General features: G+C 60.2%; 21 protein-coding genes. 10 read left to right on the top strand and 11 right to left on the bottom strand.

Annotation, left to right across the window (positions count from 1 at the left end; translation table 11 throughout):
• Nucleotides 1-59 precede the first annotated feature (59 nt).
• Genes ACSQ83_RS14175 through ACSQ83_RS14165 form a run of 3 tightly spaced genes read right to left on the bottom strand, consistent with a single transcriptional unit; the run spans nucleotide 60 to nucleotide 2,793 of the window.
• Entirely contained in the window at nucleotides 60-647 is a 588-nt protein-coding gene (locus ACSQ83_RS14175) for a LutC/YkgG family protein (protein ID WP_436228573.1), read from the bottom strand.
• Nucleotides 644-2,053: a lactate utilization protein B gene (locus ACSQ83_RS14170; protein ID WP_436228572.1), complete on the bottom strand. Its 1,410-nt coding sequence runs from the start codon at nucleotides 2,051-2,053 to the stop codon at nucleotides 644-646. The genes ACSQ83_RS14175 and ACSQ83_RS14170 overlap by 4 nt, the downstream gene beginning before the upstream one ends.
• A complete protein-coding gene (locus ACSQ83_RS14165) occupies nucleotides 2,050-2,793 on the bottom strand; it encodes a (Fe-S)-binding protein (protein ID WP_436228571.1) in 744 nt (247 codons plus the stop codon). Before ACSQ83_RS14165 ends, ACSQ83_RS14170 begins: the two co-directional genes overlap by 4 nt.
• A 127-nt stretch (nucleotides 2,794-2,920) precedes the next feature.
• Here ACSQ83_RS14165 and ACSQ83_RS14160 point away from each other — a divergent pair, with 127 nt between their 5' ends.
• The 4 genes from ACSQ83_RS14160 (at nucleotide 2,921) to ACSQ83_RS14145 (ending at nucleotide 6,508) form a co-directional block, all read left to right on the top strand.
• Entirely contained in the window at nucleotides 2,921-3,718 is a 798-nt protein-coding gene (locus ACSQ83_RS14160) for a FadR/GntR family transcriptional regulator (protein ID WP_436228570.1), read from the top strand.
• Nucleotides 3,715-4,776, top strand: a complete 1,062-nt coding sequence (locus ACSQ83_RS14155) for an aldose epimerase family protein (protein ID WP_436228569.1) — start codon at nucleotides 3,715-3,717, stop codon at nucleotides 4,774-4,776. Before ACSQ83_RS14160 ends, ACSQ83_RS14155 begins: the two co-directional genes overlap by 4 nt.
• Before the next feature lie 307 nt (nucleotides 4,777-5,083).
• Nucleotides 5,084-5,575, top strand: coding sequence for a CreA family protein (locus ACSQ83_RS14150; RefSeq protein WP_414967359.1), 492 nt, complete (start codon nucleotides 5,084-5,086; stop codon nucleotides 5,573-5,575).
• Nucleotides 5,576-5,743: 168 nt separating this feature from the next.
• Complete coding sequence (locus tag ACSQ83_RS14145; RefSeq protein WP_414948960.1) at nucleotides 5,744-6,508, top strand: DUF4088 family protein; 765 nt, start codon at nucleotides 5,744-5,746, stop codon at nucleotides 6,506-6,508.
• Between the two features lie 38 nt (nucleotides 6,509-6,546).
• On the opposite strand, the gene ACSQ83_RS14140 is transcribed toward ACSQ83_RS14145, so the two are convergent.
• From ACSQ83_RS14140 to ACSQ83_RS14130, 3 genes are all read right to left on the bottom strand, one after another.
• A complete protein-coding gene (locus ACSQ83_RS14140) occupies nucleotides 6,547-8,685 on the bottom strand; it encodes an ATP-dependent helicase (RefSeq protein ID WP_436228568.1) in 2,139 nt (712 codons plus the stop codon).
• Between the two features lie 152 nt (nucleotides 8,686-8,837).
• Nucleotides 8,838-9,104, bottom strand: a complete 267-nt coding sequence (locus ACSQ83_RS14135; RefSeq protein ID WP_414948956.1) for a hypothetical protein — start codon at nucleotides 9,102-9,104, stop codon at nucleotides 8,838-8,840.
• A gap of 61 nt (nucleotides 9,105-9,165) precedes the next feature.
• On the bottom strand, nucleotides 9,166-9,561 hold the full coding sequence (locus ACSQ83_RS14130; protein WP_436228567.1) for a hypothetical protein: 396 nt from the start codon (nucleotides 9,559-9,561) through the stop codon (nucleotides 9,166-9,168).
• Nucleotides 9,562-9,929: 368 nt separating this feature from the next.
• Here ACSQ83_RS14130 and ACSQ83_RS14125 point away from each other — a divergent pair, with 368 nt between their 5' ends.
• The 4 genes from ACSQ83_RS14125 to fumC all read left to right on the top strand — a co-directional run bounded on the left by ACSQ83_RS14125 (nucleotide 9,930) and on the right by fumC (nucleotide 15,688).
• Complete coding sequence (locus tag ACSQ83_RS14125) at nucleotides 9,930-10,151, top strand: RNA-binding S4 domain-containing protein (protein WP_414948953.1); 222 nt, start codon at nucleotides 9,930-9,932, stop codon at nucleotides 10,149-10,151.
• Nucleotides 10,152-10,542: 391 nt separating this feature from the next.
• Nucleotides 10,543-11,967: an MATE family efflux transporter gene (locus ACSQ83_RS14120; protein ID WP_436228566.1), complete on the top strand. Its 1,425-nt coding sequence runs from the start codon at nucleotides 10,543-10,545 to the stop codon at nucleotides 11,965-11,967.
• Nucleotides 11,968-12,612: 645 nt separating this feature from the next.
• Nucleotides 12,613-14,220 carry a phospholipase D family protein gene (locus ACSQ83_RS14115; RefSeq protein WP_436228617.1) on the top strand — a complete coding sequence of 536 codons (1,608 nt, stop codon included), beginning with the start codon at nucleotides 12,613-12,615 and terminating at the stop codon, nucleotides 14,218-14,220.
• Between the two features lie 73 nt (nucleotides 14,221-14,293).
• A complete protein-coding gene (gene fumC / locus ACSQ83_RS14110) occupies nucleotides 14,294-15,688 on the top strand; it encodes a class II fumarate hydratase (protein ID WP_436228565.1) in 1,395 nt (464 codons plus the stop codon).
• 61 nt (nucleotides 15,689-15,749) lie between these two features.
• On the opposite strand, the gene ACSQ83_RS14105 is transcribed toward fumC, so the two are convergent.
• From ACSQ83_RS14105 to ACSQ83_RS14095, 3 genes are all read right to left on the bottom strand, one after another.
• The gene (locus tag ACSQ83_RS14105; RefSeq protein WP_436228564.1) at nucleotides 15,750-17,303 is read right to left on the bottom strand and encodes a class I SAM-dependent methyltransferase; all 1,554 of its coding nucleotides are present in this window, start codon (nucleotides 17,301-17,303) and stop codon (nucleotides 15,750-15,752) included.
• Nucleotides 17,304-17,540: 237 nt separating this feature from the next.
• Complete coding sequence (locus tag ACSQ83_RS14100; protein WP_436228563.1) at nucleotides 17,541-18,068, bottom strand: acyl-CoA thioesterase; 528 nt, start codon at nucleotides 18,066-18,068, stop codon at nucleotides 17,541-17,543.
• A gap of 125 nt (nucleotides 18,069-18,193) precedes the next feature.
• Entirely contained in the window at nucleotides 18,194-18,346 is a 153-nt protein-coding gene (locus tag ACSQ83_RS14095) for a hypothetical protein (protein ID WP_436228562.1), read from the bottom strand.
• A 161-nt stretch (nucleotides 18,347-18,507) separates the two neighbouring features.
• Between ACSQ83_RS14095 and ACSQ83_RS14090 the strand changes: the two genes are divergently transcribed.
• Together ACSQ83_RS14090 and ACSQ83_RS14085 are read left to right on the top strand one after the other, a co-directional pair.
• Nucleotides 18,508-19,263, top strand: a complete 756-nt coding sequence (locus tag ACSQ83_RS14090) for an ArsR/SmtB family transcription factor (protein ID WP_414948943.1) — start codon at nucleotides 18,508-18,510, stop codon at nucleotides 19,261-19,263.
• A gap of 215 nt (nucleotides 19,264-19,478) precedes the next feature.
• Nucleotides 19,479-20,267 carry an alkyl sulfatase dimerization domain-containing protein gene (locus ACSQ83_RS14085; protein ID WP_436228616.1) on the top strand — a complete coding sequence of 263 codons (789 nt, stop codon included), beginning with the start codon at nucleotides 19,479-19,481 and terminating at the stop codon, nucleotides 20,265-20,267.
• Nucleotides 20,268-20,375: 108 nt separating this feature from the next.
• On the opposite strand, the gene ACSQ83_RS14080 is transcribed toward ACSQ83_RS14085, so the two are convergent.
• Together ACSQ83_RS14080 and ACSQ83_RS14075 are read right to left on the bottom strand one after the other, a co-directional pair.
• Nucleotides 20,376-21,209 (bottom strand): thymidylate synthase, encoded by an 834-nt coding sequence (locus ACSQ83_RS14080; RefSeq protein ID WP_414967363.1) that lies wholly within the window; start codon nucleotides 21,207-21,209, stop codon nucleotides 20,376-20,378.
• A gap of 288 nt (nucleotides 21,210-21,497) precedes the next feature.
• On the bottom strand, nucleotides 21,498-22,874 hold the full coding sequence (locus tag ACSQ83_RS14075; protein WP_414948941.1) for a sigma-54 dependent transcriptional regulator: 1,377 nt from the start codon (nucleotides 22,872-22,874) through the stop codon (nucleotides 21,498-21,500).
• Between the last annotated feature and the right edge of the window lie 233 nt (nucleotides 22,875-23,107).

Here is a 23,107-nt window from a genome sequence, read left to right as displayed (position 1 = left end):
TTCCAACTTGCGTTGGAACGGCTTTTTTGCATTTTGCGTCGCGTATAAACGCTTAAAACCTAAGCCGCGAGCAACACCACCGTCAACGACCGCACGCCCTGCGCGCCGCGAATCAACACGCCTTCGATATCCGCCGTCGCCGATGGCCCCGTCACCAGCACGGCATAACGCGCGGCCTTGAAGTCATCGCGTCGATACACATCCTGCAGCCCATCCACAATCTGCGCAGGATCGAGCAGCACGACCAGGTGCTGCACCAAGTAACCGATCGAATTGACGATGTATTCGTCCTCGCTGAACCAGACCGAGCCCGTTTCCGCCACGCCGAAGCGCGCCCGCACGACGCCCGCGTCAACGTCCTGAAGCAACGCAGGGGACATATCGGCGGTAAGCGCGCGGTTTCCTTCGATACCCGGAACCGCCGACGCGACTATCGCGCCCGCGCCAAAACGCTCGACGAGCAGCGCACGCACCGTATCGAGCGACTCGCCTTTGACCACCGTCCCGCCCATTGCAGCAAGCGCGGTACGAAAGCGTTCGAGGCGCTCACCGGGCGGGGTATCGAAGAGTGGAACGTCGGGACGCGGCCGCGCGGCCGGTTGCGCCGTACGGATTTTCGTCAAAAAAGCCTCACGCGTTGTTGTCATTTCGGCGCCGCCTTGCGATTTTTCTTGTACCACTCGTGGAAGGTTTCAGCCGGCGTTTCAGGCAAGTCGCGCTGACGGCCCCAGATGTTCAACGGGTTATAAAGCACGAAGTTCGGCAGCCGCTTGAGCGCGCCGCCGAGCGACGCCACCGTGCCTCGATACAACGTCGGACTGGCAAGCAGGCGCCCCGCCATCTTCAGCACTTCCTGCTTCACGAACGGCACTTCATGGTTCGCTGCAATCACCTCGCGCCACTTGTAGATCTGCTCGTGAATATTGACCTTCGTCGGACAGACGTTGGTGCAACTGCCGTTGAGCGTCGATGCAAACGGCAGGCTGCTGAAACGCTTCATATCGTAAGTAGGATTGATGATCGCGCCGATCGGCCCGGAGTACGTAAAGCCGTACGACAAGCCGCCGCTGCGCCGATACACCGGGCACGTATTCATGCACGCGCCGCAGCGGATGCATTTGAGCGAGTACCAGAAATCCTCCATCGCGAGGCGCTCGGAACGGCCGTGATCGACGAGAATGTAATGCATCTCCGAGCCCGGCCGGGGCGCGCGGAAATGCGAAGTGTATTGCGTGATCGGAGAGCCGAGCGCGCTGCGCGACAGCATGCGAATGAACACGCCGAGATCGGAAATCCGGGGAATCAGCTTTTCGATACCAATCGATGCAATGTGCAGCGGCGGCACATTCGCCGACAAATCCGCGTTGCCCTCGTTCGTGCAGACAACCACCGTTCCCGTTTGGGCGACCGCGAAGTTGCAGCCCGTCATGCCGGCGGTTTTCTCGCGTACGAAATAAGGCCGCGTGTTCATGCGCTGGCTTTCAGCGAGATAGTGGATGTCGCTATTTTTTGGATCGGTGCCGATCGTCCGGCCGAACAGTTCTGCCACATCCGCGCGCAGTTTATGCACGGCGGGCACGACCATGTGGCTCGGATCCTGGTTATCCAGTTGCTGGATGCGCTCGCCGAGATCCGTTTCCATCACCGTAATGCCGCGCGGTTCGATGTACTCGCGCATCTTGCATTCATCGGTCAGCATGGATTTGCTTTTGACAAGCGTGGTGAGACCGCGCTCGGACATCAGCTTGTAGACGATCTCGTTATGCTCTTCCGCGGTCGCAGCGTAATGCACGATCACGCCGTGCGACTCGGCTTGCGTAATGAACTGGTCGAGGTAATCGGCGAGATTTGAAAGCGTGTGCTCCTTGATCCCCGATGCCAGCTCGCGCAACGTCTCCCATTCGGGCATGCCGTGCGCTTGCGCATCGCGTTTGCTGCGCAGGTCCCAGAGACGCTTATCGTGGAAAGCGACGTGATCTTCCTTCGCGATAAACGCACCCGCCGCCTTCGCGTGATCGAGCCGTTTGCTTTTTCCCTTCACGACCTCGCTCATGAGCGTGCTCCATTCAGGACTTGGGCGATGTGGATAAACCGCGCATCGAGTTTCAGGCGTTCTGCGCAGCCTTGCTGATGCATGAGGCAGGACATATCGCCGGAGACAATATATTGCGCGCCCGCGCCGAGGTGATCGCGGACCTTGTCCTGCCCCATCCTCACCGATACCGCTTCCTCGGTCACGGAAAACGTGCCGCCAAAGCCGCAGCATTCGTCGGGCCGCGCAGGCGTGACGAATTCGATGCCTTTGACGCCTTCCAGCAGCGCGCGCGGTTTGGAGAATGGCGCTCCATTGATCTCCGATGCAGACACTTCCTTTAAGTGCCGGATGGCGCTGCAGCTATTGTGCAAGCCCACGCGATGTGGAAATTCGGCCCACGGAAATTCGCGCACCTTGAGGACATCGTGGAGAAATTCGACCAGTTCGTAGGCGTTCGTGCGGACCTTTTTCACCGCTGCCGTCTGCTCGATCGCCGTCAAATGCTCGCGCACGTGATGAATACAGCTCGCCGATGGACCGACCACGTAGTCGTAATCCGCGAAGTTGCGGGCGAACACCCGCTCGGCGCCGGCCGCTTCCTTTTGCGCGCCGCTGTTCGCCATCGGCTGGCCGCAGCAGGTCTGTTCCTCCGGGTAATCGACTTCCACGCCCAGACGTTCGAGCAATTCGAGGGTCGCGATGCCGACTTCGGGATAGAACGCATCGATAAAACAGGGAACGAACAGGGCGACTTTCATTGGATGGGCAGTGGGGAGCCAGAAAGACAAACGATTTGCCAAATTTGGTAAGCTTGGTCTGACCAAGACTTTAAAGTTTGCAGCGTTTCATGTCAAACTGCCAAACCTCGAGCGCGAACGAACTTCCATGCCTTTTCAGCCCGTCCATTCCTACACCCGCACGCGCATTACCGATGTCGTCTCCGACCAGATCCGCGCGCTGATCACCAGCGGCGCGTTACTCCCCGGACAACGTCTGCCTGCCGAACGCGATCTCGCGGAGCAGCTCAACGTGTCGCGCCCATCGCTGCGTGAGGCGTTGATCCGGCTGGAATCGGATGGATTCATCCAGGCAGCCGCGCGCACCGGCTTCGTGGTCTCCGATGTCACCGCGCCACTCGTATCCGCGCCGCTCGCCGCGTTGCTGAGCCAGCATCCGACGGCCAGCGCCGATGTCCTCGAACTCCGCCACGGTCTCGAATCCCTGGCAACGGGTTACGCGGCCGAACGCGCCACCGCAACCGATCTGGCGCGTATCACCGAAGCGTTCAACGCGCTCAAGACGGCCGCCATCGAACCGAAACGCACGCGGATAGCCGAACACGACGCCGCGTTTCATCTCGCTATCGCCGATGCCACCCACAACCTCGCCCTCGCCCACGTGATGCACGGCCTGCAGGAACTCGTGCGTGAATCGATGTTGACATCGCACCGGCTGGTGGACTACGACGATCAGGTCGAAGCGGATTTGCTGGCGCAACATCAGGCAATATTCGATGCCATCGTCGCCCGCGACCCGCTACGCGCCCGGGAAGCCGCGGGCAAACATCTTGACTACGTCAGTAGGCTTTATCGTGACCGCTTGCCCCGCTTATCCAAGCCGGAAGCTAAACCCGAAGCGCCCCGCCACTCGGCAAAAAATCAAAATCCGGAGACCACACCATGACCCTTTCCAGCGCCCACTGGGGCAACCTCGCGGATGGTACGCCTGTCGATCTTCACACGCTGAGCCATGACAACGGCTCGAAGGTAACGGTCACGAATCTGGGCGCGGCTCTCGTCTCCTGGTTCGCGCCGGATCGCGACGGCAACCTGGCGGATATCCTGCTCGGCCACGACGCCCCCGCCGCGTACACCACGGGTCCGGCCTACATGGGCGCAACCGTCGGACGCTGGGCGAACCGCATTGCGAACGCGCGTTTTTCCCTCGATGGCGTGGAGTACCCGCTCGAAGCGAATCAGCCGCCGAACTCGCTGCATGGCGGTTTCCAGGGTTTCAGCTTCAAACTATGGCAGGCGGAGCACAGGGGAGACGCGTTGGTGTTCACGCTGGAATCGCCCGCGGGCGATAACGGTTTTCCCGGCAGGCTCACCGTCCAGGTGACCTACACGTTCAACGACGCGGGCGAACTGACGATCACCTACGACGCCTTCACGGACGCCCCCACGCCCCTCAATCTCACGAACCACGCGTACTTCAACCTGTCGGGCGTGGACTCGACGACGATCCACGACCACGAGATCGAGATTGCCGCCGACCGGTTTTTCGCCATCGATGAACATACGATTCCGACCCACCTGCAAGACGTCGCCGATACCCCGTTCGACTTTCGTACGGCTGCGCTGCTCGGACCGCGTATCGATACCCGCGACAACGAGCAAGTCACGCTGGCGGGCGGCGGTATCGACCATTGTTTTGTGTTGCGCAACGAAGCGCCGGTCACCGAACTGCCCGAAATGCGGCGTGTCGCGGCTGTTTATCATCCGGCTAGCGGACGCGAACTGATCGTCGCGACCACCGAACGCGGCTTGGTGTTCTACACCAGCAACAGTCTTGAAGGCGTGCCGGGCAAGCGCGGCGTGACCTATCACAAGCACGGCGCGCTCTGCCTCGAAGCGGGTGGGTTTCCAAACCAGATCAACATGGACGACGCGGAAGACGTCGTGTTGCGCCCCAACGAGCGGTATCGGCAGGTCACGCGCTACGCCATTCGTGTGAAGTAGAAACGTGCCGCCGATAGGAACCCGCCTACAGTCGAATAGGACACGCGCGGGTATCGGCGGCCCGGCCTCTCATCGATACTGAATTCATCGAATCAGAAATCGAATGGAGGAAGACAATGCCTTATCTACTGGGTTGGCTGCTTGGCGTGCCGGTGATCGTGCTGGTGATCCTGTATCTGATTTTTCACTGATCGCGGCATTGCTCACACGTAACGCGAAAGCGCGGCATGCGGTTTCACGTGGATTGAACCAAGGCGTCGTTACAATACGACGCCTTTTTCAATTCCTCATTCCTCGAAGGATTCCGATGAAACGCGCTCTCTTCTCCTTGAAGTCTTTCGCGTCATGTTCGTCGCTCGTTGCGTTGCTTGCTGCGCCTGCCCTGCACGCCCAGGAAATAGCCAGCGTCAACACGAATTTCCGCTTCACCGGCTCGGATCGCGTCACGGTCGAGGCGTACGACGACCCGGCGGTCACCGGTGTCACGTGCTACGTCTCCCGTGCCCGCACGGGCGGCGTTAAAGGAACGCTGGGAATAGCCGAAGACCCGTCTGAGGCCTCCATAGCTTGCCGTCAGGTCGCGCCGATCAAGATCGATGCGCCGCTCAAGCAGAAAGCCGATGTGTTCTCGGAACGGATGTCGTTTATCTTCAAGACGCTGCATGTAGTGCGTATAGTCGATGCCAAGCGCAATACGCTGGTCTACTTGACCTACAGCGACCGGATTACGACCGGCAGCGCGAAGAACAGCGTGACCGCCGTGCCAATGCCAGCGGGCACGACCATTCCCGTCAAATAAGACCGCCGCGCCGGTTGATCGAGCATCGACGAAATAATTGAAAGCTGGCCTAAAGTTTCCCCTCCCCACGCCGATATAAAGACGAACGGCCGTCGCCCTCATGGCGACGCCGACTGTCTTTCCGCGCCGGCTGAAACCGGTCGACGGGATCGGGAACCGGGAAACATCATGGGTCAGATTACCCTTACATTTAAAGACGAAACGATCGCAGCGCTACGCCGCGACTTCGAGACGCTGATTCGCCTGTCGCTCAAGTTCGACCCGCAATTCGTCACGCCCACGTTCGAAGATTTCCTGCGCGCAAAACTCCTCGACAACCCCACGCCGCTGACCGAACAGGCAGTGCAGCGAATGCTGCAAAACGGTCAGTACGCATGGGCGAAACGGGCGCTCGACAAGGAGTTTCCTGACGTCGTTGAAATGATGATGCGTCAAGCCGGGGAACACGGTTTCGGCTTTGCGGTCCGCTCGGACTGGAAACCTGACGATCTCGTGAAGGCATCGCGCGCGTGGGCGACGGCGATCGTGACCGAGGCGAACGGAGACCCGGCGCAGATCGATACGCTCGCGTCGCAGATCAAGTCGGCGGCATCGGACATACAGGAACTGGAGATGAAAATGCAGACGCCCGCATGGCGTCTCGCCGATTCATTGCGTCAACGCGTGTACGAAACCAAGATTGCGACAGAACATAGCGCGGGATCGACCGCGCGCGAAAAGCTCGGTGAACTGCGCTGCCTGCTGCGACTCGGCATGTTTCATGGCTCGGTGGCAAAGCAGGAAGCACAGCAAGTGCTCGAGCAGATACGCATGATCAAGCCGGAAATTTTTATTGAAGAGCCGTATGACGGGTTCACGCGCTTCGGCAACTGGTTGCGCACGATCTTCACGCCGGAGCGCAAAGCGCCGAAGCCTTCGCGTGCGGAACGTTGAGTGGAGCTTGAGCCCTTGGCGAGCTCAAACGAAACCCTTCACTCCCACATCTTCTTGAGCCGCGCGGCGATATCGACTTTCGCCTTTGCCGCAGCGGCCAGTCCGGCGGCCGTCGGCGCGGCGGGCTCGGGGACCGGGGGCCACGCGCACGCTTCGAACTGCGGCATCAGATGCGCGGGGATGAAACGCGTACGCGCCGCCCACACATGCCGGTCACCCATATGGACCTGGTTGTGCACGTAGAAACGCTGCGGCGTGACAATGTGCAGATGCTCTTTTGCGCGCGTCATGGCGACGTACAACAGCCGCCTTTCTTCATCAATTTCCTCGTCGCTGCCCGTGCCCATATCGGACGGGATGCAGCCGTCCACGCCATTCATCACGAACACGTTCTTCCACTCCTGTCCCTTGGCCGAATGGATGGTGGAGAGAATCAGATAATCCTCATCGATGAGCGGAACACCCGATTCATCGCTCGTGGCATCGGGCGGATCAAGCGTCAGTTCGGTCAGAAAACGCTCGCGCGTGGGATACGTAGACGCGATGCTTTCCATCTGCAGCACGTCGCCATGGCGAATTGACGCGTCTTCGTGATTGCGTTCCAGATGCGGTTCGTACCAGCGCCGGATCATTTCGAACTCAGCAGGCCATCCGCTTTCGCGCGCGCAAATTTTCGACATCAGCGCCACAAGCGCCGGCCAGTCTTCGCTCGCGCGCAACGGCGCGGCGAATGCGGCTAACGCAGCCGGCGTGTCGGAGCGCTCGGCGACCTGATCGAGCACACGCCCGGCAATAGCCGGCCCCACGCCCGGCAGCAATTGCAGCACGCGAAACCCGGCTACGCGATCACGCGGGTTCTCACCCCAGCGCAAGACCGCGAGCACGTCCTTCACGTGAACGGAATCGAGAAACTTCAGCCCGCCGAACTTCACGAACGGAATGTTGCGCCGCGTGAGTTCGATTTCGAGCGCGGCGCTGTGATGCGCGGCGCGAAACAGCACCGCTTGCTGCTTGAGCGTCATGCCGCCTTCACGCGCCTCCAGCACCTGTTCGACGATATAACGCGCCTGATCGGCTTCATCGGCTACGGAGACGAGACGCGGCCGTTGCGCCGATGCCTTGTCGGTCCACAAGTTCTTCGTATATCGCTCGGCCGCGAGTCCGATCACCGCATTCGATGCCGCCAGAATGGGCTGCGTCGAGCGGTAATTGCGCTCGAGCGTCACGCATTTCGCGGGCGGATTGAAGTGATTCGGGAAGTCGAGGATATTGCGCACCGTCGCGCCGCGAAACGAATAGATGGACTGGGCGTCGTCGCCGACTACGGTGAGGCCGCGGCCATCGGGTTTCATCGATAGCAGGATGGACGCCTGCAGCTTGTTCGTGTCCTGGTATTCATCGACGAGCACGTGGTCGAAACGGCTGGAAAGATCCGCGGCAATGGACGGCTCGGCGGCGAGATGCGACCAGTAGAGCAGCAAGTCGTCATAGTCGAGCACGCTTTGCTGCTGCTTCGCGTGAACGTACGCCGCGAATAAGCGGCGCAGGTCGTCTTCCCATTCGCGGCACCACGGAAAGGCCTGATCGAGCACGGTGGCAAGCGATACGCCGGTATTGACCACGCGCGAATAGATGGCGAAGCAGGTGGATTTGGCCGGGAAGCGCTTTTCTTTCGCCGATAACCCCAGTTCGTGCCGCACGAGGTTCATCAGGTCGGCGGAATCCTCGCGGTCGTTGATGGTGAACGACGGCGATAACCCCACGAGATCCGCATAATCGCGCAACAACCGCGCGCCCACGCTATGGAAGGTTCCAGACCATGTGAGGCCCTGCGCGATCACGCTGCGATTACCCAACGCATTCACGGCGATGCGCGTCACGCGCCGCGCCATCTCACTGGCTGCGCGCCGCGAAAACGTCAGCAAGAGGATTCTGTGCGGGTCCGCGCCGTTCACCAGCAAATGCGCCACGCGATGCGCCAGCGTATTCGTCTTGCCCGATCCCGCCCCGGCGATGACCAGCAGCGCGCCGGCCGGATCGCGGGCGTTCGACGTGTGCGTGCCGTACTCGACCGCCTCACGCTGCGCGTCGTTCAATTTGGTCAGGTACGACGCAACATCTTCCTGCGCCTGCTTGGGCGCGAGATCGTCGTCGGTGGCGGAGTTAAGCGTGAGCACGTCGCATGGACTTTAAAAACGGGTGACGCACACTGTATATCCATACAACTCTTCGACGCAAGCAACTGATGCAGCAGGCTTTTGGCCCTATAAAAAAGAGATGGCCCGGTGCGTTCACACGCGCCGGGCCATCGTCCATTCCTTGCATCGAATCAATCCGCTTTCTTCGCGTTTTTCAGGTTTGCATCGGCGGCGGCTTCATTCGCCTTCGATTGCGATTCCGTCTTTTTCTTGTCGGCCTTGGCCTGCGCCAGATTTGCGTCTTTATCGGCGGCGGCTTGCTTCTTCGCTGCTTTCTTGTCAGCGTGCGTGGGTTCCGCTGTGCTTTCCGTCTGCGCCTGCGCGACCGACATCGTGGCGGCCGTCGCGAACGCTCCCGCGAGCAATGCGGCGATCAAGCGCTTCGTGGTCGTTGTCATGAACCCTCCTTGCTAGCGGCCCCGCTTGAAGGGGCCGCGCTGTATTCATCGAACTGGAAACTTAGTGCTGCAGGTTCGTGTTCTGCGGACCATCCGGCAAGGCGGACTTCAGATCGTCGTTGGCGGTCTGGTTATCGGCCTTCTTGTTGATCTTGGCGTTGCGCACTTGCTCCTTGTATTGCGCCTTCGCTTCCTTGTTCGTCGCCTTCAAGTCCTGCTTCGATGCCTTCTTCGACGCCTTGTACTCGGCGCTAGCCTGCGCGCTGGCATTGCGTTTCACGACCAGCGGATCGGTCGGCGCCGGTGCGACGATATTCTGCGGCGGCGGCGCGGTTTGCGCGGACGGTGCGGCCATCTGGCCAGCATCGGCAGGCTGCGCGGTCTGCGCGAACGCGGATACGGACACACCCATGGCGACAAAAGCGGTACCCAACAGCATTTTTTTGGCTTGCAACATATTCATTTCCTCGCTGGCAGTTTTTATTCCGGGTGATCGATTGCTTCCATTGCAACCGGCTGCGGCATCCAGGCGATGGGCGTTATATGCTCAAACACCGCGCCTGGCGCAATACGCCGCTAATACCCGTCTACACTTCAGATGACCAATACAAACGCTAAAAATGCGCATCGATCACTGCGACTGACCCGGCGCCGGACGGTGGAGTTCGCTAAAACGTGTCATTGTTACCGAAGGTTTCACTTCCTGACAGTCAGCAAACATCCGAACGCCCGATTTCCGGCAGTCTGAGCTGTAGACGCACGTGGCGTGCCCGGCTGGTTTATGATGGGCGCCCTTTCCAGCCCCAACCTTGCGAAGATTGCCCCATGCCGCGCCTCGAATTCACGCTCACAGGCGACTACGTCGAACTGCACAACCTGCTCAAGCTGATGGGCCTCGCCGATAGCGGCGGCTCGGCGAAAGTACGCGTCGCCGAGGGCGAAGTGAAGGTCAACGGCAAGATCGAGTTGCGCAAGACGTGCAAGATCCGCGCGGGCCAGACGGTGGTGATCGACGACACCACGATCAAGGTTCTCAAGCCGAAATAAGCCGCGCGTGGATCAGCACGAGGATCGCCGCGAGCGCGATCCGAATCACGATAAATACCGCGTCGTGATCGACATAATCGCCATCAAGCAATAAGCTAGACAGCTTTCGTTCCCTTTCGCCGCTTTCAGCTTGTTGACAGTTGAACCTTGGGTTGAAGTCATACTTTCAATCTCACGTGCTTCAAGACCGAGGTTCAAGACCGGGATTCACAGCTGGAATTCGAAGCCGGATTTCAAAGCCGAAATTCAAAGCGGAGCTTCAGCCCGATTAACCAATCAGGCCGAAGCGCGGCCGGAACGAGCGGGCGATGCAAGACCGGAAACGGCCTGTATCGCCCGTTGCCGTTTTTGCATGGTTTTGCCGTGCATCAAAGCATCCAGATAACCCGTCATGCCATCCAGAATGATCCGCGCGAACGCGCCGCCAAGCCTTTCCCGCCATGCCGTCGATACCGCCAGGCTCGCCGCGCCCCTCGCCATTTCGCAACTGTCGCAAATGGCGATGGGCGTCACCGACACCATCCTGCTCGGCTCGCTCGGTCCCGACTCTCTCGCGGCCGGCGGCCTGGGCGCGAACCTCTTCTTCGTGGTCGTGGTGCTGCTGCAGGGCGTGCTGACGTCGGTGAGCGTGTCCGTTTCGCATGCGCGTGGCGCGAACAACGATCACCTCGTGCCGAATATCTACTGGACGGGGCTGGTGCTGTCGCTGCTGCTGGCAATCCCCGCCTTCACGCTGCTGAGTTTTGCCGAGCCGATCCTGCTCGCGTTCCACGAACCCGCCATGCTCGCCAGGAACGTCGGCGAATACTGCGCGATCCTGCGTTGGGGTGCGCCGGGCAGCCTGCTCGGGATCGGCATGATGCGCGCGTTCCTGCCGGCTATCGGGGCGGCGAAGCGGCTGCTGTGGGTATCGATTGGCGGCGTGTTCGTGAACGCGTTCCTCAACTACGGCCTGATCCACGGCGCCTACGGCCTGCCCCGGCTCGGTTTTCTCGGCTCGGCAGTCGCCACCACCATCACGGTCTGGACGACGGCGCTGGTGCTGATCGCGTTCCTGCATTTGCGGGCGCGTTACCGGCACTTCGTGGTCGCGTCGCGTCCACGCCTGCCGCTGATGGGCGAACTGTTCGGCATCGGCTGGCCTGTCGCAATCACCTATGGCGTCGAATCCACGCTGTTCCTGGCTACCGGGATGACCGTCGGCACGCTTGGCGAAGCGCCGCTTGCCGCGCACCAGATCGCGCTGAACGTGGCGTCTGTGGCGTTCATGGTGCCGCTGGCTATCGGTCAGGCGGCGAACGTGCGCGTCGGCTACTGGATCGGCGCGGGCCAGCCGCTGGCGGCACGCCACGCCGGCTTCGTGGCGATTGCACTGGGCGTCGCGTTCATGGCGATGTCGGGTTGCGTGCTGGTGCTGGCGCCGCACGCGATTGTCGGGCTGTATCTCCATCTCGACGATCCTAAGAACGCGCAGACCGTCGCGCTGGCGGCCTCGCTGTTGGGTGTGGCCGCCGTGTTCCAGATCGTCGATGGCATGCAGACGGTTGCGTCGGGCGTGCTGCGCGGGTTGAAGGACACGCGCGTGCCCATGCTCGCGGCGGCGCTCGGTTATTGGGGCATCGGTTTTCCAACCGGTTACATGCTGGCGTTTCACTTCAACGGCGGCACGAAGGGGTTGTGGTGGGGGCTGGCTGCGGGACTCGCAAGCGTCGCGGTGCTGATGACCCTTCGCTTCGACCGCATGAGCCGGCGTCTGGTCTCGCGCGGCGAGGTTGAACCCGGAAAATCCGCACAGACGCCACGGCAATCGGCTTGAGGCAGTGACTGAAGATCCGCGATTGCCGCTGCATAAGTTAAGCAGACATTGTTGGTTGGAATTGAAGCGGCGCGCAGATACGATCAAGCCGTCTCCTCGAGACTCATCCAGTAGCAGGGGTATTAGGCCCGCTTCGACGAAGCGGGCTTTTTTTCGTCTGCGCGCGGCTGATTAGCCGCTGATTACACAATTCCTCGCGATAGAAAAGCCCGCTTCATTCATCCGCTGCGGTCCGCCAGCAAAACGATCGGAAAAGACGCCAACAACTGCCTCGTCCCTACGCATTCCCGTCCCGCCACCCGCTCCACTTTTTTTGCAAATCGACCCGTTCGCCGTGTCCGTAGCCGATTTCCCATAAAATAACTGCGCATGATCCTTGCCGGCCACCCGCGAGATCCAGCGCTGCACGCGGCCACTGCGTGCGCAACAACCGCAAGCAGTTCAGAAAAATCGCTCGGGCAAACAAGAGGAATGGACGTGTCGGAAAGCAGCAGGCAGTTATATCGATCACCTTCGCGGTCAGCTCACCCAGCTTTATCCCAAGCCGCACAAGGCCAGCACACCGGCAGCCGCACGGAGCGCGCGCAAGCCAAACAAATTTCATCCGAGCCAAACTCGCAAGCACGGCATCGTCACACAACTCCGCTGTCGCGCGGCCTCGCGTTCGCCGCCCTCGTACTCACCGCGCTTGCGCTCAGCGCCTGCGCTACACGCCCGTCCGCAAACGCGGCCGACCGCCCCATCACTCACGCGCTCGCAGCCGACGCCAACACGCCCCTGCGCACCGCGCTCCTGCCGAAAGAAGCCGCGCATCCGGACCAATCCGGCGTGCGCCTGCTCCCCACGGGCACCGAAGCGCTGCAGGCCCGCATCGCGCTCGCCCGCGCGGCGACCAAGACGCTCGACATGCAGTACTACATCGCGAACGAAGACAACACGGGCAAGCTGCTGCTCGGCGCGGCGCTTTACGCGGCGGATCGTGGAGTCAAGGTCCGCATGCTCGTCGATGACCTGAATTTCAAGGACATCGACCAGATCATGGCCGCGCTGAATTCGCACGACAACATCGATATTCGCGTATTCAATCCGTACGGCAGCGCGAGCCGGAGTTTCGGTGAACGCACGCGTAACCTGTTCACGAACGTCGATCATTTCACGCGCCGGATGCACAACAAGGCGATGATTGCGGACAACCAGATCGCGATTGTCGGCGGCCGCAATCTCGGCGATGAATACTTCAGCGCGAGCCCGACCATTCAGTTCCGCGATCTAGACGTGTTCGTGGCCGGTCCGGTGACGCAAAAGATATCGGCGAGTTTCGACGACTACTGGAACAGTTCGATCGCGTATCCGCTACGCACGCTCAACAAGCAAAAATTCGATCCCGCCGATCTCGACAAAACGCGCGACGACCTTCGCCAGCATTGGAAAGAACAGGCCGATCCGCTGAACGCGAAGCCGCTCAACGCCACGCCGCTTGCGCAGCAAATAACGCAGGATGGCCTGGGGCTGACCTGGACGCGCACGGAGTTCGTTGCCGATTCGCCGGTGAAGATCGAGCATCCGGACAAGGACTATAAAAGTCCGCCCATGCAGCGCCTGACCGAGCTGGCAAATCAGGCAAACAGCGAAGTCCTCATCATTTCGCCGTATTTCGTGCCGCACGACGAAGGCGTGAAGGCGCTTGCCGCCATCACGGGGCGCGGCGTGAAGGTGACGGTGCTCACCAATTCGCTGGCGGCTACGGACGCCGTCGCCGTGCAGGCGGGTTACGCGCCGTATCGAGAGCCGATGTTGAAAGCCGGCGTACAGTTATATGAGTTCAAGCCGGTGCCAGTCGAGGGCAATGCGCAGCCGGGCGCCGGGCTGTTCGGCTCGCAATCGCGCGCCAGCCTGCATGCCAAGGCCTATGTGATCGATCGCAGTATCCTTGTGATTGGATCGATGAATCTGGACCCGCGCTCGGCGTCGCTTAACACGGAACTCGCGCTGGTGATCTATAACCCGCAAATCGCCGGTGAGGCCGCAGGTTTGTTCGATGCCGGCATAACGCCGGCAAGGGCGTATCGTGTGGAACTCGCTTCGCCAGCGGTGCTCGCGGGCCTGAACACCATCGGCTCGCAAGAACCGCTCGTCTGGACGACGGAGGATAACGGCCAGGAGCGAACTTACACCGTCGACCCGCAAGCGGGCCTTTACCGCAACGTGTTGACGGGTTTGTTCATGCTGCTGCCCGTCGACTCGCAGCTTTGAATGATCGATATTTCTGCTATTCAAACCCGATCCAAACCCGAACCTGATAGCCAAGCCGAAGGAGCATGAAGCCATGACGGACGACGTAAGACTCGAGAAGGATACTTTCGGCGAAATTGCCGTGCCGAACGCAAAACTCTGGGGCGCGCAAACGCAGCGTTCCTTGCAGAATTTCAAGATTTCCAGCGAGAAACAATCGCCGGAATTGATCGATGCGCTCGCGATCGTGAAGCGGGCATCGGCGGAAGTGAATGCTGAACTGAAAGTGCTCGCTGACGATAAAGCCCGCGCAATCATCGCCGCTGCCGACGAGATCCTGGCCGGCAAACATACCGATGAATTCCCGCTCGCGGTATGGCAAACGGGCTCGGGCACGCAGACCAACATGAACCTCAACGAGGTGATTGCGAACCGGGCGAGCGAGTTGATGGGCGGCGTGCGCGGCGAAGAACGCAAGGTGCATCCGAACGACGACGTGAATCGCGGGCAATCGTCGAACGACGTGTTCCCGACCGCGATGCACATTGCCGCCGCGGTCGCGCTCGTCAAGCATCTGGTGCCGTCGCTCAAGACCTTGCGCGAGACGCTCGATAAAAAATCGAAGGCGTTCGACTCCATCGTAAAAATTGGCCGTACGCATTTGCAGGACGCTACGCCGCTGACGCTCGGGCAAGAATTTTCAGGTTATGTTGCGCAACTGGACCAGGGCATCCGGCACGTTGAATCGACATTGCCGCATCTGTATCAATTGGCATTGGGCGGCACGGCGGTCGGCACGGGTTTGAATGCGCATCCCGAGTTTGCGGTGAAGGTCGCCGGCGTGATCAGCAAGCTCACCGGTTTGCCGTTCGAAACCGCGCCGAACAAGTTCGAAGTCATGGCCGCCGCCGACGCGCTCGTGTTCGCGCATGGCGCGCTGAAAACCATCGCGGCAGGCTTGATGAAGATCGCCAACGACATCCGCTGGCTCTCGAGCGGACCGCGTTGCGGGTTGGGAGAACTATCGATTCCGGAAAACGAGCCGGGTAGCTCGATCATGCCGGGCAAGGTCAATCCGACCCAGTCCGAAGCCGTCACCATGTTGTGCTGCCAGGTGTTCGGGAACGACGTGGCGGTGAATATTGGTGGCGCGAGCGGCAATTTCGAGCTCAACGTGTTCCGCCCGATGATCGCGCACAACGTGCTTCAATCGGTACGTCTGCTGGCCGACGGTGCGCAAAGTTTCAACGATAACTGCGCGGTCGGCATCGAGGCAAACGAGTCACGTATCGACAGTTTGCTGAACGAATCGCTGATGCTCGTGACGGCGCTGAATCCGCATATCGGTTACGACAAGGCCGCGAAGATCGCGAAGAAGGCGCACAAGGAAGGCACGACGCTGAAAGCGTCCGCGCTGTCGCTTGGTTACGTGACCGAAGCGGAATTCGACGAGTGGGTGAAGCCGGAAGACATGGTGGGGAAGAAGTAACTCAGACGTATTCGGGCGCAGCGGTTGATGGTGTTCTTGCAGCATCAACCGCTGCGACCGGTTACCGAGTGGCGGCTTTCTGTGCGGCCCAGAAACCCAACTCGGTCGCATGCGCTATCAGCGTCTTGCCCGAGTCTTCGAATATATGACCCATGCGGCGCGTAATGTCGCCGGGCGCGACCTCGACGTCGCCCACCCTCAGTTGCATACCTACTGCCGCCAGCGAACGTGTGACGCGCGCCGTCAGCTCATCCATATCCTTGCTCAGCGCCTTTTTCCGGTCGGCCTTCTCATGCAGGGACGCCATCATTAACAGGTCGAGGGTTCCCACGCCTGCGCCGCCCCCCGGTCGCGGTGACGCCAGCGCGTTCCACTTCGCACCCTGTTCCGCCCGCGACAGCAACACGGCATTCAGCCGGTCAGCCGACGCGCGTGTCTGAACAGCGCCATAACGGAACGACGTTTCTCCCACCGCAATCGATAACCGCACGAGCTTCAAAACGCCGTCCATATCCACGCCGGCGACTTCCGGCGCATCGAACAGTTCGGCCAACGTCATCTCCGAGCGGTGCAGGCGATCAAAAAGCGGCTGGTGGTATGGGCCACCACGTGTCACGGTCGCGTGCTCCAGTTCGGCGACCGGCTTGAAACTGACCGATGGATTTCTCCAAAGATGGATATGTTCCGCCTGCTCACGTAGACGGATGTCGCTGAGCGCCGCTTTACCGCGCACGAAGATATCCGAGCGGAAAGCGCGATTCGAGAAGTAGTCCCGGAGTTCTTCGGCTTCGATCGGATCGGTCACGGCATCCAGAAGCTGACGTTGTGCGTTGGTCAGCCAGCCCACCGGCGCCATGTGCGGGAAGCGCGCGCTTCCGGCGAAACTCAACTTCGCGTCGGCCAGTTCGCGTGCGATATCGGCGAAGAAGAAAGGCGTCCATTTTTCGTGCAGATATTCATGGACGAGGTAGCTCGGGTCCAGGCCGGGAAAACCTTGAACCCGCGCGAGCGAATCCGGGTTGCGCTTGAAATGCAGCGCGTCGAGATCCGCCAGTTTCGTCGCAAGTTCCAACGCGCCGGACCAGGCATCCCCGCCTTTGGCTGCGCCTCGCATGAGCAGCCGTTGCAACGGCAACACCTGCGCAAGACCGGGCATGGCGTTGTAGCTCACCTGGACCACGCCGCCCGGTTTCAGATAACGCTTCAGGAACTGCACGATCTGCGCGCGCGTTTCATCCGATATCCACGAGATGATGCCGTGCATCGTGATGTAGTCGAAGATGGGAAGCTCGACCGCGCCTTGCGCCAATTCACCGAAGCTGTTTTCCAGCAAGGTGAGGTTCGGTAGCTTCGCTTCGTCGCGCACCGATGCCGCGGCCAGCACATGCAGCGGATTAAAGTCGCAGGCGTAGAAGTCGCCCTGCGGATGCGTTGCGGCAAGAATCAGCGAGGTCAGGCTCTGGCCGAAGCCCAGCTCGCAGTAGTTGAATTTTTCAATCGATGGCGGCGACACGCGCTGCATCGCAAGGCAGGCGTTCAGGTAGGTCGGACTCTGCTCGTGGTGGTAGCCCATTGTGTAGGCAACCGAATTGTTATATCCCTCGGTCCAGTCCATATCGCGTTCCCCATTCAAGTTTGTGCGTATTGGCCCAGGCGACCGGTCGGCCTCTGCGCGATGCGCGCACTATGCCGACAACGCATTGGTTCATGAATGAGAAACGTCTGATTTGTTCGTTTGATTTATGAAACTGTTATCAGGAACGAAGCGCGTCTTGTGCTTGTTGTGCTTGTTGTGCTCGTTCGCAAGGCGGGGCAGCTCCCTCGATCCGACCGCGCTCGCGGCTTCAGCTAACTACACTTTCCCGGCCGCCACTTCTTCCGGCTTCAATTCCACGATGGCATCCAGCGCGTCCTTCACATCCATCGCATATTTCGCGAGCCGCTTCTGCTCGTCCGTCACCGGCACGAACGAAGGAACTGGCACCGGCTTGCCCTGTTCATCGACGGCGACAAACACCATCAGGCAATCCGTGGTCTGTTGCAGCACGCCGCTCTTCGGATCGCCTGCGTGCACGGAGATATGCAGGTGCATGCTCGTGCGCCCCGTTGCCACCACGCGCGCGCGCAATTCGACCAGGTTGCCGACCAGGATCGGCCGGCGAAAACGGATATTGCCCACGCTGACCGTCACGCAATATCGTCCGGACCAGACTGCGGCGCACGCGTAGGCCGTCTCGTCCATCCACTTCATCAGCGCACCGCCGTGAACCTTGCCGCCAAAGTTGACGGAGGTCGGTTCGGCAAGAAAACGAAACGTGGTTTCGGACCGGTCGGTGATCGGGGCATCGGTGGATTGAGGGACGGGCGCTGCAGTTTTCATGGCGATGTAAGGCAAGCTGGACGGCCCTGCCTGGTAAGTGGAGTTGCCGAATTATACGAGGCTCAAAACGAGTCTCAAAAAAGCACTCGCCGCCCCGCATCGGCGCGCTTTAACGGCTCTAGCACTCACTTGCGCACGGATATACCTTCGTCGACCACCCCGTACATGGTGATGCTGCCCGACCCGCCCGCTGACGGCGAACCGCCCGAGGCGCCTGCACAACCCGCAGACACCGCACACGCCGCCGCCAGCAGCGTTGCTATCAAAATTTTTATCACGAGAGTCTCCTGCACAGCCTTCATTTGACGCGAAACATCATTCTAGCGCGGGGGCCAAGCGGCGCTCACATCGAGTCCGGCCTTTGAATCGATACTTCACGTTACACTGAAACATCGAGTGCGCGAAGTCGTTAAAGTAGAGTTAATTCAAGGAGGCTGCGATGACCCTCGATCACGAAGATGCACGCCCGTTTCCCGGCTTGTCACGCATAGGCGCGCTGCTAGCGGACCCCGGCCGCGCCGCCATGCTGTGGTCGCTGATGGACGGAACCGCCCGGCCCGCCGGCGAACTCACGATGATCGCCGGCATCTCGCCATCGGCCGCTAGCGGGCATTTCACCCGGCTCGTCGAAAGTGGGCTGCTGGCGCTCGAAGTGAGCGGACGGCACCGGTATTACCGCATTGCAACGCCCGATATCGCGATGGCAATTGAAGCGTTGGCTAATCTCGCGCAGGCCAGCGCGCCGCTGAGGGAAGCGGCGCAAGCGCATCGGCCGCCGCCGCGGCCGGCGTCCGCCGTGCCGCTCGACATGCGCTACGCGCGCACGTGTTACGACCATCTCGCGGGCGAGTTGGCGGTGCGGCTGTTCGACCGGATGCTGACATCGAAGTGGCTGGAGGTCGTGCCGGCTGGATCGAAGCGGCCCGGCCCCACGGCGCTCGACGCAACGCCGCAAGGAGTCGATGAATTCTCGCGGCTCGGCATCGATCTCACCGCTCAGAAAGCGCGGCGCAGACGGTTTGCGTGTACGTGCATCGACTGGAGCGAACGCCGGCCGCATCTCGGCGGCGCGCTGGGCGCGGCGTTCCTCGATGCCTGCACAGAACATGGCTGGGTCGAAACAACCGCCAAGCGACGGGTCCTGCGAGTGACGCCCGCCGGTGAGCGGCATTTCTCCGCCGTACTGACTGAATGAATGACGCCCAACGGCATGGAACCGGGACACGTTCTCTATCGAACCTCTTCCGCCCATGCCGACGAAATATGACACTTAGAAAATTGGTTCCCCTGTAGAGTTTTCAACTCGCTTTCGTATTCAGGCGCGAGTGCACCCTGTCCGTCGAATCGCTCTCAAATACTCCAGATCAGGATCATTAGGAATACCAAGTTGATTGAACCGCGATTATCTGAATCAAGGAAGAGATTCAGTTGCCCGACAGCATCGGCAAGAAGTGGTACAACCGCGGCTATTACGGCTCGGTCAATCACAACGCGAAGGCGGTCTACCAGCGCTATCTCGGCTGGTATGACTCGAACCCGGCGAACCTGCATCCGTATCCGCCGGAAGAGGAATCGAAGCGCTTCGTGGAGTTCATGGGCGGCGCCGACGCCGTGATGACGAAGGCAAAGCAATCATTCGACAAGGGCGATTACCGCTGGGTCGCGACCGTGATGAACAAGGTCGTGTTTGCGGATCCTTCGAACATGGCTGCGCGCGATCTGGAAGCGGACGCGCTCGAGCAGCTAGGCTATCAGACCGAGAACCCCACCTGGCGCAACGAGTACCTGATGGGCGCGTTCGAACTGCGTAACGGTGTGCCGAAGGTGAAGGGTGTCAACACGGCGACACCTGACGCAATTGCTGCAATGAGCCCTGATCTGCTGCTCGATTTCATGGGCATCCGGCTCAACGGTCCGAAGGCGGACGGCAAGCACACGGTCATCAACTGGGATCTCGGTGACGGCACGAAGTACGGTATCGAGTTGCACAATTCGGTGCTGATCTACACCGAGGGCGTCACGCTGGCGAACCCCGACGCCACGCTCAACATGAGCAAGGCCGACTTCGCCAGGTTGTTGATGGGTGGCCAGCAAGCGCCGTCAGACGCAGCCAAGGTCAGCGGCAACAGTCAAAAGGTGGTTGAATTGTCCAGCATGCTCGACCGCTTCGACCCAATGTTCAACATCGTCACGCCTTGATGTTTTAAAAGGTTTTAGCAGGTCTTAAAAGATCTTAAAAAGGGCGCGCGTCCCGGCTTCAAACATTTGGAGCTGGGACGCTTTAGTTTAGGGCAAGGCAGAAACCGCTTAAATTGCGATTGGCGCCTTGATGCCCGGATGATATTGATACCCTTCGATCACGAAGTCTTCGTATTGGTAATCGAAGATGGACGCGGGTTTTCTCGCCAGTTCGAGCTTCGGCAACGGATACGGTTCACGGCTTAACTGAAGATCGACCTGCTCCAGATGATTCAGGTAGATATGGCAATCGCCACCGGTCCAGACCAATTCCCCCACATCCAGATCGCATTGCTGCGCGAGCATGTGCGTGAGCAATGCATAGCTCGCAATATTGAACGGCGTGCCCAGGAATACATCCTGACTGCGGCAGTACAGGAGGCAACTCAGCTTGCCTTCATTCACATAGAACTGCGCGAGGCAATGACAAGGAGCCAGCGCCATTCTTCCAGCACGGGCGTTATCGACCGGAGACATGGATTCGTCCGGGAAATCCGCAACGTTCAATGCGGTCAGCATCAACCGGCGTGAGTTCGGCCGCGTCTTGATCTGATGCACGAGTGCGCTCACCTGATCGACCATCGTGCCATCGCTCTTTGGCCAGAAACGCCATTGATGCCCGTACACCGGGCCGAGATTGCCGTTTTCATCGGCCCATTCGTCCCAGATGGTCACGCCGTTATCGTTCAGATACTTGATGTTCGTATCGCCGTTCAGGAACCACAGCAGCTCGTAGACCACGCTCTTCATGTGAATGCGCTTGGTCGTGACGATCGGGAAACCTTCCGCCAGATCGAAGCGCAATTGACGGCCAAACGTGCTGATCGTCCCCGTGCCGGTTCGGTCCATCTTGCGAGCGCCGCGTTCGAGAATGTCTTTGAGCAGTTCTTGGTACTGGATCATGAGCAGGATCGTTCGTAAAAGGAGGTCGTGACGCTATTCTGGCAGAAGATTTCCGCGCGCCTGCGGCGCTCTCGCGCGCGGGATTCCGGAAGCCGCGGAAAACACGGGAAATCTGGGAAACGCAGAAGCTGGTAAAACCAAACCACGATTTTACCAAGCGTCAGAGGGAGAGGTGGGAAGGCGTCTTGCGGGGGCAAATGCGAGCAATCCGCGGCGTTCCAGAGAACCCCGGGCCGGATTGAAAGTGAATCAGTGAGGCGACCGGCGAGCAGTCGTCACAAGCGGCGTTCAGCCGCGCGTGACGTGCTCTGTCGGTGCATCGACTTCAATGTGCCGCATGCCGTGCGCGCTCAGGAGTCGGTACAGCGTGACTCGCGAAATGCCGAGTTCCTGCGCGGCGTCGCCCAGACGGCCTCGATGGCGCAGCAAAGCGAGTTCAATCGCTTGCCGTTCGGCAGCTTCCCGAGCCTGCGCTAGCGACACCGGCGCCACTTCAACGTACTCGCCGAGTTCAAGATCACGTGCACTGATCTGACGCCCTTCCGACATCACGATGGCGCGGCGCACGCGATTGATCAGCTCACGCACATTACCCGGCCAGCCGTAGTTATGAATTGCCGCAATGGCATCGGGCGCGAACCCGCGCAAACGCCGGCTCGCGTCCTTCTTGAAGCGATCGAGCATGTGCTTCGCGAGCAATTCGATGTCCTTGCCACGCGCCCGCAGCGGCGGTTCATCGATTTGCAGCACGCACAGACGGTGATACAAGTCGGCGCGGAACCGCCCTTCGATCATGGCCGTCTGCATATCCACATGAGTGGCCGAAATGATGCGCACGTCCACCGGCGTTGAGCCATGTCCGCCAAGCCGTTCGACCTTACGCTCCTGCAGGAAACGCAACAGGCTGGCCTGGCTTTCGAGCGGCAAGTCGCCGATTTCATCGAGGAACAGCGTGCCGCCGTTGGCCGCTTCCACGCGGCCGATCTTGCGTTGATTTGCGCCGGTAAACGCACCGCGCTCATAGCCGAACAATTCCGATTGCAACAGGTGAGCGGGAATTGCGCCGCAATTGATGGCGACGAACGGCTGCTCCCGCCGCACGGAGCGTTCGTGAATGGCGACTGCAGTGAGTTCCTTGCCCGTGCCCGATTCGCCCGAGATGAACACGGGCGCGTCGGTCATGGCGACCTTGCGGATAGAGCGGAACAACGCGAGCATGGCGTCGCACGACCCGACCATCTCGCCTTCGGCGCGGCCGTCGTGCGCATCGTTGGACGCATTCTCGTGCAGCGCAACCATTCCGTATGCATGGCCGACAGCGTCGACCACGCGATCATTCGATGTAGGTAAGGTGACGTAGTCGAAGCAGTAGTCGCGAATCAGCCGGCGCACGGCCGCATCTTCGAGTTGGCCCGTCACGGTTGCCGCGACCCAGCCGACATTGGTCAACGTCAGCGACGCTTCGAGCGCCGCGAGTTCATGTGCTTCAAAACTGCTGGACAGATCCAGCAAACCACCGGTTGCCAAGTCGCTGCGAAGCCACCTGCGGGCGTCCTTCGCGTTCGATACCACTTCGATGTGCCAGCCCCGCTCTTCAAACCGAGCACACAACGGCGCGCTCGGGTCACGAGTCACGTAGATTAGTTGCCGCCGAGCGACTTCCATTGTTCTGATCCTTTCGTCAACGGTCGTTGAAAAGGTCGCGCCGGTTATTGCCCTCAACCACGCTGCAGACGTCGAAGACTCGCATGCCCCAAGCGAACGGTCATTCGGAAAACTGCAAACGGTGAAACCCCGGAAGCGACGAGTACTGTCGCGTGGTTCTATGCGAACCTTGTTTTGTTTCAGATGCTGTTTTTGAGAGATTACTATAAAGCGAATACTTCGAAAACAAATAT

It is taken from the genome of Caballeronia sp. LjRoot29, from assembly GCF_964252755.1.
Classification (GTDB): Bacteria; Pseudomonadota; Gammaproteobacteria; order Burkholderiales; family Burkholderiaceae; genus Caballeronia.
This window is presented reverse-complemented; position numbering and strand designations above follow the sequence as displayed.

Bases quoted from the DNA above. Each gene is read 5' to 3' on its own strand.
- ACSQ83_RS14145 (WP_414948960.1), top strand. From the start codon at position 5,744: ATGGGTCAGATTACCCTTACATTTAAAGACGAAACGATCGCAGCGCTA.
- ACSQ83_RS14100 (WP_436228563.1), bottom strand. From the start codon at position 18,068: ATGAAAACTGCAGCGCCCGTCCCTCAATCCACCGATGCCCCGATCACC.
- ACSQ83_RS14120 (WP_436228566.1), top strand. From the start codon at position 10,543: ATGCCATCCAGAATGATCCGCGCGAACGCGCCGCCAAGCCTTTCCCGC.
- ACSQ83_RS14125 (WP_414948953.1), top strand. From the start codon at position 9,930: ATGCCGCGCCTCGAATTCACGCTCACAGGCGACTACGTCGAACTGCAC.
- ACSQ83_RS14150 (WP_414967359.1), top strand. From the start codon at position 5,084: ATGAAACGCGCTCTCTTCTCCTTGAAGTCTTTCGCGTCATGTTCGTCG.
- ACSQ83_RS14090 (WP_414948943.1), top strand. From the start codon at position 18,508: ATGACCCTCGATCACGAAGATGCACGCCCGTTTCCCGGCTTGTCACGC.
- ACSQ83_RS14075 (WP_414948941.1), bottom strand. From the start codon at position 22,874: ATGGAAGTCGCTCGGCGGCAACTAATCTACGTGACTCGTGACCCGAGC.
- ACSQ83_RS14165 (WP_436228571.1), bottom strand. From the start codon at position 2,793: ATGAAAGTCGCCCTGTTCGTTCCCTGTTTTATCGATGCGTTCTATCCC.
- ACSQ83_RS14080 (WP_414967363.1), bottom strand. From the start codon at position 21,209: ATGATCCAGTACCAAGAACTGCTCAAAGACATTCTCGAACGCGGCGCT.
- ACSQ83_RS14170 (WP_436228572.1), bottom strand. From the start codon at position 2,053: ATGAGCGAGGTCGTGAAGGGAAAAAGCAAACGGCTCGATCACGCGAAG.
- ACSQ83_RS14155 (WP_436228569.1), top strand. From the start codon at position 3,715: ATGACCCTTTCCAGCGCCCACTGGGGCAACCTCGCGGATGGTACGCCT.
- ACSQ83_RS14160 (WP_436228570.1), top strand. From the start codon at position 2,921: ATGCCTTTTCAGCCCGTCCATTCCTACACCCGCACGCGCATTACCGAT.
- ACSQ83_RS14135 (WP_414948956.1), bottom strand. From the start codon at position 9,104: ATGACAACGACCACGAAGCGCTTGATCGCCGCATTGCTCGCGGGAGCG.
- ACSQ83_RS14105 (WP_436228564.1), bottom strand. From the start codon at position 17,303: ATGGACTGGACCGAGGGATATAACAATTCGGTTGCCTACACAATGGGC.
- ACSQ83_RS14130 (WP_436228567.1), bottom strand. From the start codon at position 9,561: ATGTTGCAAGCCAAAAAAATGCTGTTGGGTACCGCTTTTGTCGCCATG.
- ACSQ83_RS14175 (WP_436228573.1), bottom strand. From the start codon at position 647: ATGACAACAACGCGTGAGGCTTTTTTGACGAAAATCCGTACGGCGCAA.
- fumC (WP_436228565.1), top strand. From the start codon at position 14,294: ATGACGGACGACGTAAGACTCGAGAAGGATACTTTCGGCGAAATTGCC.